Origin of the sequence: Bacillus sp. THAF10, assembly GCF_009363695.1 — a bacterium.
Classification (GTDB): Bacteria; Bacillota; Bacilli; order Bacillales; family Bacillaceae_I; genus Sutcliffiella_A.
Map to the genome: position 1 here is coordinate 528,772 of NZ_CP045403.1, position 13,662 is coordinate 542,433.

Sequence of the window (13,662 nt, forward strand, 5' to 3'; positions counted from 1 at the left end):
GCTTCTTTTTGTGGAAATAGTGAAAAGGAGGCGAAATGCATGAACATCAAGCAAAAAGATATCAAGCTAGTAATCGGAGCAGGAGAGTATAACAATAACCCAGGCTGGCTCCACACACAGGAAGAAGAATTGAACTTACTTGACGAAAAGACGTGGCAAAACAGATTTGAGGAGAATTCCATCGCAGCTATCTTGGCAGAACATGTTTGGGAGCATCTTTCCTACGAAGAGGGGCTTGCAGCGGCAACCATATGTAAAAAATATCTTACACCAGGTGGCTACATTCGTTGTGCCGTCCCGGATGGTTATTTTCCTGACGAGACCTACCAACACATTGTAAAAGTAGGTGGACCTGGTGATCCCGATCATCCAGCTGCCAGTCATAAAATTGTGCACAACTATAAAACACTCACAACATTGTTTGAAGATGCAGGGTACGAGGTGAAGCTGCTTGAATACTGCGATGATTATGGTGAGTTTCACCAGAACGACTGGGATGGAGCGGAAGGTGTTATTTTTCGCTCGAAAAAATATGATCCTAGAAACCAAGGAGAGAAGCTAGCGAGTCCTTCGTTGATTTTGGATGCTTATAAGAATGAAAGTATGTGAAGAAGAACCTGTGCTTGGTGGTGCAAATCAGAGTCAAGCACAGGTTTATGTTACTCAACTCAATGGCTTCCCCACTCAAATATCAAACGGATACTGCCCTCTAAAAAACAAAATCAAATCCCCAATCACGCCGATGCAGAAAAAGATAAAATAATAGCTCGCGCTCGATACTTCCTTATTAAATAACTCCTGAATAGCTTTTACAAACAAGCGGTTAAATCCGAACCAGCTTAGCACCCATGCAATAATTAAAAAAGCGGCAATGGTCATTTGGCAACCTCTCCTCATTATGAATCTATGTTTATATTATCATAAAAAGTTGGTAAACTTTGTTATTTTTTAGTTGTGAATTGAAACATATTCTAGCCCCAAACCGTAATTGTGATAGAAAGGAAGAAGGGGAGGGATAGTAAGATGGATGGTTCGTTATTGTTTTTCATCATTCCATTTTTTTATTTCGTTAGTTATGTGATTTTGTTTTGGGTGTTTGTGGATGCGAGAGACAAGCACGGCACGAACATTGGCTGCTTGTGGGCACTAATTGTGTTAGCAACGGGCCCACTCGGCTTAATTGCCTACCTTGTCGTTCGGAATATGGATTAACCCTCAACTGGCACGGCCTTCCTGCATGTGGTACAATCGGAACAGCGATTTTAACGTGAAGGAAGAGAAATGATATGACAGATCTACCTGTTCAAAAAAATGAATCTTACAATGTCACCGTCCAAGACCTGACCCACGACGGTGCCGGCGTAGCAAAAATAAACGGTTTTCCGATTTTCGTCCAAAATGCCCTGCCTGATGAGGAAGTAAAAATTAAAGTCATCAAGGTGAAAAAAGGGTACGGATTTGGGCGGCTTGAAGAGATCTATAAGCCAAGCCCTTACCGAGTCGACGCACCCTGCCCAATCTACAAGCAATGCGGCGGCTGCCAGCTTCAGCACTTAAGCTATGAAGGCCAGCTCGTTGCCAAGCAAAAGCAGGTCAAGGATGTGCTTGAGCGCATCGGGCATCTAAAAGACGTGCCGGTTCACCCGGTACTCGGCATGGACCACAATCCTTGGCGCTACCGCAACAAGGCCCAGGTTCCAATCGGCGAACACGAAGGCGGCCTCATTGCCGGCTTTTATCAGCAGCGCAGCCACGAAATCATCGACATGAAGGAATGCATCATCCAGCAGGAAATCAATGATCGTGTTGTCCAGACTGTTCGTGAAATCTGCGACAAGCATGGCGTTCGTGCCTATAATGAAAAAACACATAAAGGTGTGCTCAGGCATGTGATGGCACGTTACGGACTTGTTACTGGGGAAGTGATGATTGTGCTCATCACGAGGACTCCTGATATTCCAAACCGCAAGCTAATTGTGGAAGAAATCACCGCGGCACTTCCGGAAGTGAAGTCAGTTGTGCAAAACGTGAATACGAAGAAAACAAACGTCATTTTTGGTGACGAGACCCGCGTGCTATGGGGCAACGAGTACATCTACGACTTCATCGGCGACATTAAGTTCGCAATTTCAGCACGCTCTTTTTATCAGGTGAATCCAGAGCAAACGAAGGTACTGTATGAAAAAGCCTTGGAATATGCTGATTTGACCGGCGAAGAGAGTGTCATAGACGCCTATTGTGGCATCGGAACGATTTCTCTGTTCCTGGCTCAAAAAGCTCGAAAGGTGTTCGGAGTCGAAATCGTCCCAGAAGCGATTGAAGATGCCAAGCGTAATGCAGAGCTGAACGGAATTACCAATGCGGAATTTGCCGTTGGCGAAGCAGAAGTTGTGATTCCGAAGTGGTATAAGGAAGGAAACACAGCAGACGTGCTAGTGGTGGACCCACCGCGTAAAGGCTGTGACGACGCATTGCTTCAAACGATTCTTGAAATGAAGCCAAAGCGTGTGGTGTATGTATCTTGTAACCCGGCGACACTTGCCCGTGACCTACGAGTGCTAGAAGACGGGGGATATAAGACTGTAGAAGTACAGCCGGTGGATATGTTTCCGCAGACAACTCATGTGGAGTGTGTGGCGCACTTAATCATAAAATAAAAATTGCGACCAAATACTTGTTTTCAATAAATGTATTTTAACAAGGTGCAAATTTTTAGTATTGACATAATTATAGAATTAAGGTAATTTTATTATAAATTTATATTCGAGAGATTTTATTTTTATTTTTTGCTGAAATTAGATAGCTTTAGCATGCCGTTAAATAATTATTTGGCTGTATGAAAAAGTATTTCTTAAAAAGTAAAAGGTAATAATAAAGTAAATCGGTGTATTCCTTAAAATCATTAAGGATACACCGATTTTTTGTTCAAGGGGGAAAATATACTAATGAAAAAGTCGAAGGGTTCTATTGAGTCAGAAATAAGTAAGGCAATTACGCAGTGGGAAAAAGACTATCTTGGTCGGGGTTCTGTTTCTGTGAAGTCTGATATATTAAGGGATATGATCATTGTAAATTTACATGGCGTGTTAACACCAGCTGAGTACTCCGTTTGTGAGACAAAAGACGGAATGTTAACGATAAAGAAAACTCGTGCGGAGCTAGTAGAGTCCGGCTTGGAAAATCTTAAAGAGATAATTTTTACCATCACAGGAGAAAAAGTAAAAAGTTTTCATACGGATATAAGTTCTCGTACAGGAGAACGAGTGATGGTATTTAAATTACTTCATGATTACGAGAAAACGATAATCTAATACAAGTAAATATAGGGAGATCTAAAAATAGCTTTAGAGCTAGTTGAAGATAAACCGACATTTCAGAATTAGTGGTTTCATGCCACTCGTACGCTGAAAATGTCGGTTTTTTTATTGGAGAAGTTAGGAGGATATTGAATGAGCGAAATAATAGTTCAAAATTTATTATCACCAGTTGTATTGTTTTTCGTTTTAGGGATAATTGCTGCAATGTTTAAATCTGATTTGAAATTTCCGGCTGGTTTAAGTGAAGGGTTAAGCATTTATTTATTAATTGCGATCGGGATTAAAGGAGGAATTGAACTTTCAAATTATTCGATTGAATCTGTTTGGGCGCCTATCCTTGGGGCATTATTTTTAGGAGCAGTCATTCCAATCATTACTTTGTTTATCTTGAAACTGATAAAGATGGATTTGAAAAACTCCATTGGATTAGCAGCCACCTATGGCTCTGTTAGTATTGTTACTTATGGAGCTGCCATTGCCTTTCTAAATAAGAGTGGGACATCTTATGAAAGTTTCATGAATGCAATAGTAGTATTAATGGAAAGCCCAGCAATATTAGTTTCCTTTCTGTTATTAAGAATATTAGAAAGTAATAAAGATTTACCGATATATTCCACCCAAAGTATGGGGATTATCCCTTCATCCACTACATTCCTAGATAAAGAAGTGCTGAGGGAAAGTATTTTTGGAAAAAGTATCTTGCTTCTCATGGGTAGTTTGTTCATAGGGTGGATCCTTGGTGAACAGGCCCTTCCAATGGTTAAACCTTTATTTATCGACTTATACAGCAGTGTTTTAATTCTGTTCCTCTTAAATATGGGATTACTAGTAGGGAAACGACTACCTGAGGTAAAACAACACGGACTTCCCTTGCTGATTTTTGGTGTAACTACTCCACTATTGTTTGGTAGCTTAGGGGTTCTAGTAGGTAATTTCGTAGGCTTATCTTTAGGCGGAGTTACATTAATGGGAGTATTAGCTGGGAGTGCGTCGTACATTGCTGCACCAGCAGCACTTAAAACTTCTGTACCAGAAGCAAATCCCTCCATCTATTTGGGCTTATCTTTAGGCGTTACTTTTCCATTCAACTTAATTATAGGAATACCTGTCTATTTTGAAATGGCAAAATGGATACAATAAGGGAGGAAAAATTCATGTCAAATGTATCGAAAAAAGCATTAATAATAACTGGTGTCACAACAGAAATCTATCCTTTATTCCCAGTTATAACAAAGAAAAAGCAAGAAGATTTGTTCATTTTGAATAGCTTTGGAGCGGTCATTTCCCAACCTTATGGCTGCTTGATTAGAAGTATTATTCTAGCGATATACAATGAGCAAATAGAGGAAATCTATATAATTAGAGAAAAAGAGAGTATAGAATGTAAATTTAATGATGAGGAATTTTTAGGTAAGATAAAAGAAGCAGGCGTGTCGGAGAGGGTCATAAACACCATTAATTACATTGATGTAGTAAATCACGACGTAATAAAATGGTTAGAAGGGCCAAAAGAAGTAATGGATGTCATGAAGAAGAATATAGATTTTATTAAAGGTCATCCATTAATTCCAAGTACTTTACCAGTCCATGCTTATATTGCTGATCCGGAAACAGGAGCTTATCATTCTGTCTAATATTAGGGGGAGTCATATGAACGAAAAAGAGGTTATTTTTTCCTTTTTTGGTCAAAGAACCGGTTTGTTGGCTACGATGCATCATAAAGAAAAGGTCATCTCCCCCATTTTAGAGGAAATGCTTGGCATAAAAGTACAGGTTCCAATGAATTTTGATACCGATCAATTTGGAACATTTACTCTCGAGATTGAAAGAAAGGGAAATCAATTAGAGGCTACTAAATACAAAGCGGAACGTGCCTTGCATTTGTCAGGAGAGACACTTGCTATATCTAGTGAAGGCGTTTTTGGTCCGCACCCTTCAGTACCTTGGATTCCTTTTAATCGTGAGATCGTGTTCTTGATGGATAAAGAAAATAAATTTGAAATTTTTGGTGAAGCCATCACAACCGAAACAAATTATAAACAAACGCAAATAAAAAATTATCAAGAAGCTTACGAGTTTTGTGAAGCAGTTGGATTCCCTGATCATGCCATAATCATAAGAAGAAAAAACGAACTAATAAAAGGGATACATTCAAAGGACAAATTAGAAGAAGCATTGGAATATATGCTGAAAAAATGTAGTACAGATGAAATTTGCATGGAAACAGATATGCGTGCATTATACAATCCAACAAGAATGAAAAATATAAAGGCCGCTACTAATAATTTGATAAGAAAGATTTATCATGTCTGCTCTAGCTGCTCTTACCCTGGCTATGAAGTGGTGGAAAGGAAAAAGGGGCTATTATGTAGTCACTGTGGATTAAAAACAGAACAAATAAAATCAGATATTTATAAGTGTAAGAATTGCGGAGTGTCTGAAGAAAAGTTCTATCCTAACGGTAATAAGTTTGCTAATCCATCCAATTGTCCTTTCTGTAACCCATAATTCTAAAGATGAAAACACCTTTCTAATTTTTATAGGAAAGGTGTTTTTTTGTACAAAAATACACAATGAAGAGTGATTTTTTTGCGTGTTAAAAAATTTTAATAGATTTGTAGTCAAAATAGCAGGCGTTAAAGGTAATAAATAGAAATGTTAGCTTGATTTAGGTCGGTAGATTAAAAGTTCGTGCCGAAATGAGTAGAGTTGATGCGGAAATGACCCAAGTTCGTGCTAAAAACCACCGAGTTCGTGCCAAAAGCACCCGAGTTGATGCCGATTCAATTTTAAAGGATTTTGAGCACCCCACCATCGTTGTCCAAGTGACCCCAGAAGAACCGTTCCCTCGCCCCACTTCTACACTTTTGTAAACCTCATATATATAAGATAAAAGCTAACAGGAGTAGATGACCTTGGACAAACAAAATAGTAAATTTCGGTGGGTTATTTTTACTTCTGTATTGTTTACATATTTGATCATGTCGAGCCAGCGAACGGCTCCAGGGTTAATTACAGACCAGTTGATGGTGGATTTTGGCGTGACAGCAGCAACGGTGGGGTTAGTGACAAGCATTCAATTTTTTGTCTACACTGGTTTGCAGGTTCCGATGGGGATGTTGGCTGATCGATATGGGCCTAATTTTCTACTTATTATCGGAACGGCTCTTACAGGGACAGGAACCATCATATATAGCTATGGTACACATGAATCTGTTCTGTTTTTTGCTAGGATACTTACGGGTATAGGGGATGCGACCATCTGGGTTAATATGGTGTTGATTTTAAGTCAATGGTTTAATGAAAAGGAATTTACTAGATTGATTGGTTTTGCAGGAATGACAGGAAGCCTTGGTTTCCTTTTGGCAACCGTTCCTTTCTCTACATTGATTGTCTTACTTGGTTGGAGAGGCGCATTTCTTGCAGCTGGAGTACTCTTATGTTTATTAAGTATTTTTCTTTATTTTGTACTTGTAAAAAATTCACAGCAGTCGTTAGTTGTAGCGCCAATCATACACCGTGAAAAAACATCCGTTTTACTAAGAAGGATACTTTCAAACCGACAGGCCTGGGCATTATTCTTTTGTCACTTTGGGATTGTCGGAGGATATATAGGATTTATCGGTTCGTGGGCAGTGCCATATGTAATGGATGTGTATGGAGTGACACGATTAGATGCAAGCCAGCTTATTATGATTAGCCTGATTGGAGCACTGATCGGGGCACCACTAATTGGTTGGATTTCAAGTTATTTAGAAACGATTAAGCGGCCCTATATTGTTTTTCATATAATCGTTTTATTGTGTTGGTGCAGCTTTTTGCTATTTAAAGAGCATCCACCATTTTACTTACTAGTTATCCTATTCTTTATCATCGGCTTTGGATTTGGCTCGAATTCCTTAACCTTTGCAGTGGTTCGTCAAACGTTTCCTCTAACAGAAACGGGCATTGTGACTGGGTTTGCGAATACGGGTGGATTTTTAAGTGCAGTCTTGCTGCCGAGTATTATTGGCTTTACTTTAGATCATTTTCAAGGGAGTATTAGTGATGGTTACTACTACGGGTTTATTACTCCGGTAATCTTCGCTATTTTTGGTATTATTGGGGTGATGTTTATTAGGGAGAAGCGTGCTGGCGAGAAACGGAATGTAAAAGGGACTTTATGATTTCACCGTCACCTCACCTTTTTCAAATTAGGCTATCATGCACTATATCAAAATTGGAAGCTGTCCCCCCTTGCTTCCAAGCTACAAACCATGATATAAGTGTAAAAGAATTGATTCACTGATTTTTTCGGGAGTTTGAAGTTGTACCATAGTGAGAGGATTGAAGTTAGTCATGATAGATAATTTTTGGCGTGATTTACCGCGACCATTTTTTGTATTGGCACCGATGGAGGATGTTACAGATGTGGTTTTTCGTACAGTAGTAAGGAAAGCCGGTCGTCCTGATGTGTTTTTTACTGAGTTTACGAATTCGGATAGCTATTGTCATCCAGAGGGTAAGGACAGTGTGCGAGGCCGTTTACTTTTTACTGAAGAAGAACAACCAATGGTGGCGCATATATGGGGCGATAATCCTGAGTATTTCCGTCGCATGAGTATTGGGATGGCGGAGCTTGGTTTTAAAGGAATTGATATTAACATGGGCTGCCCTGTCCCGAACGTGGCAACGCGTGGAAAGGGAAGTGGCCTGATTCTCCGTCCGGATGTTGCGGCAGAACTGATTCAAGCCGCTAAAGCAGGCGGACTACCGGTTAGCGTGAAAACACGACTTGGCTTTACAGAAGTAGACGAGTGGAAGGAGTGGCTAAAGCATATTCTAGAACAGGATATTGCGAATCTTTCTATTCATTTGCGGACAAGAAAAGAAATGAGCGAAGTGGATGCGCATTGGGAGCTGATTCCGGAAATCAAGGATTTACGTGACCGCATTGCACCGGAGACTTTGTTGACCATCAACGGCGACATCCCTGACCTTCAAAAAGGGCAAGAGCTTGCTGAAAAATATGGCATTGATGGCGTGATGATCGGACGAGGCATCTTTCAAAATCCGTTTGCTTTTGAAAAAGAACCAAGGGAGCACACCAGTAAGGAATATCTTGATCTCTTAAGATTACAGCTGGACCTTCAGGATCATTATGCGGAGATAGTACCACGCTCCATCTCCAAGCTTCACCGCTTTTTCAAAATTTATGTTAAAGGGTTTCGAGGGGCTGGAGAGCTGCGAAATCAATTGATGAATACGAAATCAACGGTTGAGGTGCGGGCGTTGCTTGACAGCTTTGATAATGAAAGTTGATGGGACAGTGCAATACAATAGTTAATAGAACTCTACAATGAAGAAGCATCGGGTCGTTCCCGATGCTTTTAGTAATTATTGGGGAAGTGGTAACCAAAGGATAACCTTGCTACCTAAAAGTGACGAAGGCTAGATAGCTCGTATTATAGTTTGAAGCGAAGAAAAAAGTATATTAGCTTTTTATTTCATTTTCTAATTCTTCAATTTCTAAATGCCATTTATCCCGTGTACTATACAATATTTCGCAGATAAAATTTGAAAAGGAATCCTTATTTTGATTTAGTTCTTGTTCTAATTCTTTTAAGTCTACTTTTAGTTTTTCAACCACTTCTTTTTTTTCGTCGATGGATATATACTCATAAATTTTTCTCATGAAATAACACTATCCTTTCTTTCTGAAGAATTGATAAGAATTAAAGTGTTAACCAGGTAATAGTTCTTGCAATTGCATCAGCAATAGGTAATGAATATGTAGCTGTTACTCCTGCTGCTCGTAATAAAGAATTTAATTTAGTTTTAATTGTACTTTGAGCTAGATCACTTCCATCATCGATCCAGTTTTCTAACTGATTTTAAGCTTTTACAATTAGATTTATTTTTAGTAAATTATGCTGCTGTATCCTTATCAAACCATTTTATTGTATAGTTTAAAACACTTCCACCTTTATCAATAGCTACAAGCTTAACTAAAAATCCGTTAACTCCATATGGCTGAATTTCAGATTCAATTGAATTTTACATACACAAACCTTGAAACCACAACGCCCCACAATCCAAACAAAGCCGAGAATACCATGTATTCTCGGCTTTGTTACTCAATTGGCGTGCAAGTCCTCTCTATCCGCTCTCCGATCCAAATAATAACTTAAAAACGTAAGAAGACTCGCACCGACCGCAACTATGCCACCAACCCAAGTGACATGAATGAGCCCAACTTGATGGTACACGACCCCTCCTAGTGCGGACCCAAGCCCGATGCCGACGTTACTAGCCACCGGCATGAGAGAGGCGGCGAGTCCGGTTGCTGTAGGCTGATAGATTTTCGCAAGGTCTATCAGGTAAAGCTGTGTGGATGTGGTTAATAGAATAGCCATAAACGACATCAATCCGATATTTACAAGACCCAACCCGAAATGATGGGTTGTCCAAAATAAACATATCAGAACAGCTGCCTGTATAAGAAACACAAATCGAAGGCGGCCGATTGCGTTATGGCTAGCGATTTTACCTGCCATGATATTGCTGAAAATCGAGATAAAACCGTAAGCGAAAAGAATCAAGCTAATGGAATAGGTTGGTGCTCCCATTCCTTTTAGGATTGGAACTAGATACGTAAAGACGACGTAGGTTGCTCCAAATCCGAGCGCGGGAATGAAAAAGGCAATCAGGATGCGCGGATTGGTTAACAGCGAGAACTGATCCTTGATTGAGCTTCGAACCTGGCTTAACTTGCTAGGTAATACAAAATAGGAAGACAAAAATGCCAACACTCCGAGTATTGTAGTCAGCATGAACGTAGAATTCCACCCAAACCAAGATGCCACGACCGTCCCAATCGGAACACCCACGACGTTCGCAAGGGTAAACCCACCGAACACAAAAGAAATCGCAAGTCCGCGTTTAGCTGCCGGCATGGTTTCACTTGCCACGATCATAGCTAGTGAGATTAGCACTCCTGTCACAATTGCCGTCAAAATTCTAAAGAGAAGCAGCATCGCATAGGAGGTTGAAACGGCGCACAATGCATTAAAAATGATGAAAGCTCCTATTAGAAACAACATCCATTTCCGTTTTGGAAAATGACTTGTTGCGGACATCACAATCGGTGTGGCAATAGCAAATGTAATGGCAAAGGCAGAAACAAGCGTACCTGCTTTGGCATTGGAAATCGAAAGACTTGAGGAGACATCCGTTAATATCCCCACAATAACAAACTCACTTGTCCCAAGAACAAAGGTTAATAAAGAAAGAGTGAAAATGAGCAACCAATGTTGCCGTGTTAATTTATCAGAATGCATAAGTACCTCTTTTCTGAGCTGAAAAATGCCTAATGTAGTAGGTAAAACAACCTCAATATCATACCATATGGGTCGGAGGGACAGGTACCTCGTCCCATTATTTATTTTGGCAAGAAAATAATTTTCAAACAAACGTTTGTTGAATTTTAAATTTGATGTTGGTTTAGAAGGGTTTTTAAGCGTTTGTGATTTTTCAACTATTTTCGCGCGGTATATTGGAATAGGGACGAGAGAACCGTCCCTTTGGTTCACAAATCGTTTAACAATTCATCGGCCTTATCGGCGTTGATGGATAATGTTAAGCGTTTTTTTATTAATCCTTCTTTTTTAAGCTGACTTATGATGGCGGATGTCGTTTCGCGTGTGGATCCGATCATATTGGCAATATCCGCATGAGTCAGCTTCATATTGATCGTTTGCCATTCTTTTTTTCTTCTTCCGGTTTTTTCACTTAATTTAAGAAGCAGATAGACGATTCGATATTTAACGTCACTTAAAGCGATTTTTTCGCTTAAGGAGTAGACTTCCTTTAAGCGATTGGACAGAATATTAATTAACTTAATGGCAATGGTGGGATTTTTGACAATGAATTCTTCAAATTCTTCGACTCCCATTATACATATGTATGTATCAATCATCGCTTCGGCATAAATTTGGTCGTCGGTTAAAGAGAGAGTCGACGTTTCGCCGAAAATGTTTCCGCTTGTTAGGATGTCTACGGTGAATTGTTTTCCCATTTGATTCATCCGATATAGGCGCACTTGTCCTTCTTTTAAGAAGAAAAGCGCCTGGATATGTTTGTCAGGGGAAGTGATGATAGTACCCTTTTTCACTGGCCGCATCTCACTTAGGTCATCTATAATTCTTAATTCTTCCATTGGTAACTCGTCAAATAAGCTAATTTGCGAAAGTAACATTAATTTATCCATTGAAGAAACCCTCTTTCTTTGCATTGTAATGTGTATTACAGATATTTCATGTGTATATGATAAAGTGTATTTAGGAGGCAGGAGGCGCATAAACATGCTTACACTTTATACTATTGATGGATGTATCAGGTGTCAAAAAGCGAGATTGATTTTGAATCAGCATGGCATTCGTTACAACGAGAAAAATTTACTCCATGAGCCGGAAGCTGCAAAGGAATTACTTTCATTAATCGGAGAAGTAAGGGCGCCGGTGTTAAAGTCTGATCATTCCATCTGGATCGGGAAGGAACTACTTGATTATTTTGAAGAGGAGAGTAATGATGAATTCAAGGATCGTACAAGCAAATAATATCATGGAGAAACAAAAACACGAAATGGAGCAGTTCTTAACTAATGCAGAAGGGATTGTGGAGCATTCTCAATCGTTATTTGCCTTAGCGCTCGCCATAAGCGAAAACGCGACAAAAGCATCGAATCAATCAGTCGCTGGAAAAGATTCGGTATCAAAAACAGTGGAGAATATGGAAGGAATAAAGGATTCATCTCAGTATATTTTAGCGAAAATTGAGTCTCTTTCGGAGATTTCTACCACCCTTACCGATATTGTTTCAAATTTAAAGAAAATCTCCTCTCAAACAAATCTCTTAGCCTTGAATGCCTCAATAGAAGCTGCACGAGCCGGAGCAGCTGGGAGAGGCTTTGATGTCGTGGCGAAGGAGATTCGAAAGCTGTCTGAAGAAAGTAAACGAGCAACAGAACTAGCCGAAGGGTCTATTAAGTCCATTTTCAACGAGATGGATGAAATACGCCAAAGCTCCAAAAAAGGGGCAGCTCTCGCTATTACGGGTATTAATGATGTTGTGGAAACAGAAAAATGCTTTCAAGAAATAAGCACGTCCATTTCGAAAATGGATGGTCAAAAGAACGATTTGCAGCGAATCTCTACAGAATTAAAGCTCGAAAGTGAGAAAGCCCATGCTGCTAGTAAATCAATTTCCATCAACCGAAAAGTGATATCAGAAGGATTGCAAGAAGCCATTGATGAATATGCACATTCCAAAGTGTGACTGAAAAGAATACATAATAAGTCCCAACCTACATGAAGAGTTGGGTATTTTTTTATGAATAAATAAATGGAAAGTCCCCACTTAGGGAGGCTTTCCATTTAAACTTTGTTGCTACTGCGAAAAGATTAGCAACACGAAACAAGTTTATGGCAGCTTTCGGCCTGGAAAAAGTCCTAAAGCCGACTTTTTCCTAGTTTGTAACAACAATCTTTTAGAAAAGAGCTTTTTAAAAAGAATAGTTAGAAAGAAATGCAATGACTTCGTCTGGTGTTTTAGCGTTTGCGCTGTGTAGATGGCCGATTTTTTCGCCATTTTGATATACCAGAAGGCTTGGAATTCCCATCACCTGTTGTTCTTCTGCAATACCAGGTAAACTATCTTTGTTCAGTTCGTGAAGGGGCACATGTTGTACCTCTTCTAATACAGATGGCATAAAGGCATCCATTCTCTTACAATCTGGGCACCAATCTGCATAGAATTTTACCACCACAGGTGAATCCTGTTGAGTGATTTCTGTGAATTGCTTTTCGCTTGTAATGGTATTCATGTTAAATTCCTCCTAGAATGTTAAGCTTGAACGTGCGGGTTTGTAGCTGGTTTTGATGAACGAGCCTTAAAGACAATGGCGAGGATAATGGAAAAGAATAGATGCGTGCCTAAGCTCATTAACATATCAGATGTGAACGCATTTGCGAGATTGGTTCCCATTCCCATCATCATAGGCATGATGACTAAAGGTCCGACAATCCAAATGCCGACCCCAAAAATAAGGGCAGCTACCCAAATATTTTTGATGAATGTTGTCAATATGGCAAAGGAAAGACCAAAGATCACACTGATAATCATGTGGATAAGCCATCCGATAGCAAGACTTTCACTTCCCATCATGGCGGCAACCATCCCCATCATTCCTCTCATCTGCATCATCAGGCCAAAAATAATCCCTCCAACTACCCCAGCAATAATCCCAGTAGAAAGTAATTTTCCCATTTCTTTGTTCATCATCAATCGCTCCTTTCGGTGATATAAC

General features: G+C 39.7%; 17 protein-coding genes. 11 read left to right on the top strand and 6 right to left on the bottom strand.

The window, feature by feature from the left end:
- Positions 1–39 precede the first annotated feature (39 nt).
- The gene (locus FIU87_RS02925; protein WP_152443203.1) at positions 40–609 is read left to right on the top strand and encodes a class I SAM-dependent methyltransferase; all 570 of its coding nucleotides are present in this window, start codon (positions 40–42) and stop codon (positions 607–609) included.
- Positions 610–684: 75 nt separating this feature from the next.
- Here the strand turns inward: FIU87_RS02925 and FIU87_RS02930 are convergent, their stop codons facing one another.
- Positions 685–879: a hypothetical protein gene (locus FIU87_RS02930; protein WP_152443204.1), complete on the bottom strand. Its 195-nt coding sequence runs from the start codon at positions 877–879 to the stop codon at positions 685–687.
- A 144-nt stretch (positions 880–1,023) separates the two neighbouring features.
- Here FIU87_RS02930 and FIU87_RS02935 point away from each other — a divergent pair, with 144 nt between their 5' ends.
- The 8 genes from FIU87_RS02935 to FIU87_RS02970 all read left to right on the top strand — a co-directional run bounded on the left by FIU87_RS02935 (position 1,024) and on the right by FIU87_RS02970 (position 8,618).
- Positions 1,024–1,212, top strand: a complete 189-nt coding sequence (locus tag FIU87_RS02935) for a hypothetical protein (RefSeq protein ID WP_152443205.1) — start codon at positions 1,024–1,026, stop codon at positions 1,210–1,212.
- A 74-nt stretch (positions 1,213–1,286) separates the two neighbouring features.
- A complete protein-coding gene (gene rlmD / locus FIU87_RS02940; protein WP_152443206.1) occupies positions 1,287–2,657 on the top strand; it encodes a 23S rRNA (uracil(1939)-C(5))-methyltransferase RlmD in 1,371 nt (456 codons plus the stop codon).
- A gap of 288 nt (positions 2,658–2,945) precedes the next feature.
- On the top strand, positions 2,946–3,311 hold the full coding sequence (locus FIU87_RS02945) for a Na-translocating system protein MpsC family protein (RefSeq protein WP_152443207.1): 366 nt from the start codon (positions 2,946–2,948) through the stop codon (positions 3,309–3,311).
- A gap of 138 nt (positions 3,312–3,449) precedes the next feature.
- Positions 3,450–4,457 (top strand): sodium-dependent bicarbonate transport family permease, encoded by a 1,008-nt coding sequence (locus FIU87_RS02950; protein ID WP_152443208.1) that lies wholly within the window; start codon positions 3,450–3,452, stop codon positions 4,455–4,457.
- A gap of 14 nt (positions 4,458–4,471) precedes the next feature.
- Positions 4,472–4,951, top strand: a complete 480-nt coding sequence (locus FIU87_RS02955; protein ID WP_152443209.1) for a carbonic anhydrase — start codon at positions 4,472–4,474, stop codon at positions 4,949–4,951.
- A gap of 16 nt (positions 4,952–4,967) precedes the next feature.
- Positions 4,968–5,825 carry a DUF6671 family protein gene (locus tag FIU87_RS02960; RefSeq protein ID WP_152443210.1) on the top strand — a complete coding sequence of 286 codons (858 nt, stop codon included), beginning with the start codon at positions 4,968–4,970 and terminating at the stop codon, positions 5,823–5,825.
- Positions 5,826–6,232: 407 nt separating this feature from the next.
- Positions 6,233–7,483, top strand: a complete 1,251-nt coding sequence (locus FIU87_RS02965) for an MFS transporter (RefSeq protein ID WP_152443211.1) — start codon at positions 6,233–6,235, stop codon at positions 7,481–7,483.
- A gap of 172 nt (positions 7,484–7,655) precedes the next feature.
- Complete coding sequence (locus FIU87_RS02970; RefSeq protein ID WP_152443212.1) at positions 7,656–8,618, top strand: tRNA dihydrouridine synthase; 963 nt, start codon at positions 7,656–7,658, stop codon at positions 8,616–8,618.
- Between the two features lie 172 nt (positions 8,619–8,790).
- Here FIU87_RS02970 and FIU87_RS02975 read toward each other — a convergent pair whose 3' ends face one another.
- The 3 genes from FIU87_RS02975 to FIU87_RS02985 form a co-directional block, all read right to left on the bottom strand.
- Positions 8,791–8,991: a hypothetical protein gene (locus FIU87_RS02975; RefSeq protein WP_152443213.1), complete on the bottom strand. Its 201-nt coding sequence runs from the start codon at positions 8,989–8,991 to the stop codon at positions 8,791–8,793.
- Between the two features lie 442 nt (positions 8,992–9,433).
- The gene (locus FIU87_RS02980; protein ID WP_152446387.1) at positions 9,434–10,693 is read right to left on the bottom strand and encodes an MFS transporter; all 1,260 of its coding nucleotides are present in this window, start codon (positions 10,691–10,693) and stop codon (positions 9,434–9,436) included.
- A 191-nt stretch (positions 10,694–10,884) separates the two neighbouring features.
- Complete coding sequence (locus FIU87_RS02985; protein WP_152443214.1) at positions 10,885–11,565, bottom strand: Crp/Fnr family transcriptional regulator; 681 nt, start codon at positions 11,563–11,565, stop codon at positions 10,885–10,887.
- Positions 11,566–11,659: 94 nt separating this feature from the next.
- Here FIU87_RS02985 and FIU87_RS20875 point away from each other — a divergent pair, with 94 nt between their 5' ends.
- Positions 11,660–11,914 (top strand): glutaredoxin family protein, encoded by a 255-nt coding sequence (locus tag FIU87_RS20875; RefSeq protein WP_172970927.1) that lies wholly within the window; start codon positions 11,660–11,662, stop codon positions 11,912–11,914.
- Positions 11,883–12,632, top strand: a complete 750-nt coding sequence (locus FIU87_RS02995) for a methyl-accepting chemotaxis protein (protein WP_152443216.1) — start codon at positions 11,883–11,885, stop codon at positions 12,630–12,632. Before FIU87_RS20875 ends, FIU87_RS02995 begins: the two co-directional genes overlap by 32 nt.
- Positions 12,633–12,858: 226 nt before the next feature.
- On the opposite strand, the gene FIU87_RS03000 is transcribed toward FIU87_RS02995, so the two are convergent.
- Positions 12,859–13,179: a thioredoxin family protein gene (locus tag FIU87_RS03000; protein WP_152443217.1), complete on the bottom strand. Its 321-nt coding sequence runs from the start codon at positions 13,177–13,179 to the stop codon at positions 12,859–12,861.
- Positions 13,180–13,199: 20 nt separating this feature from the next.
- On the bottom strand, positions 13,200–13,637 hold the full coding sequence (locus FIU87_RS03005; RefSeq protein ID WP_253905496.1) for a hypothetical protein: 438 nt from the start codon (positions 13,635–13,637) through the stop codon (positions 13,200–13,202).
- Positions 13,638–13,662: the final 25 nt, after the last annotated feature.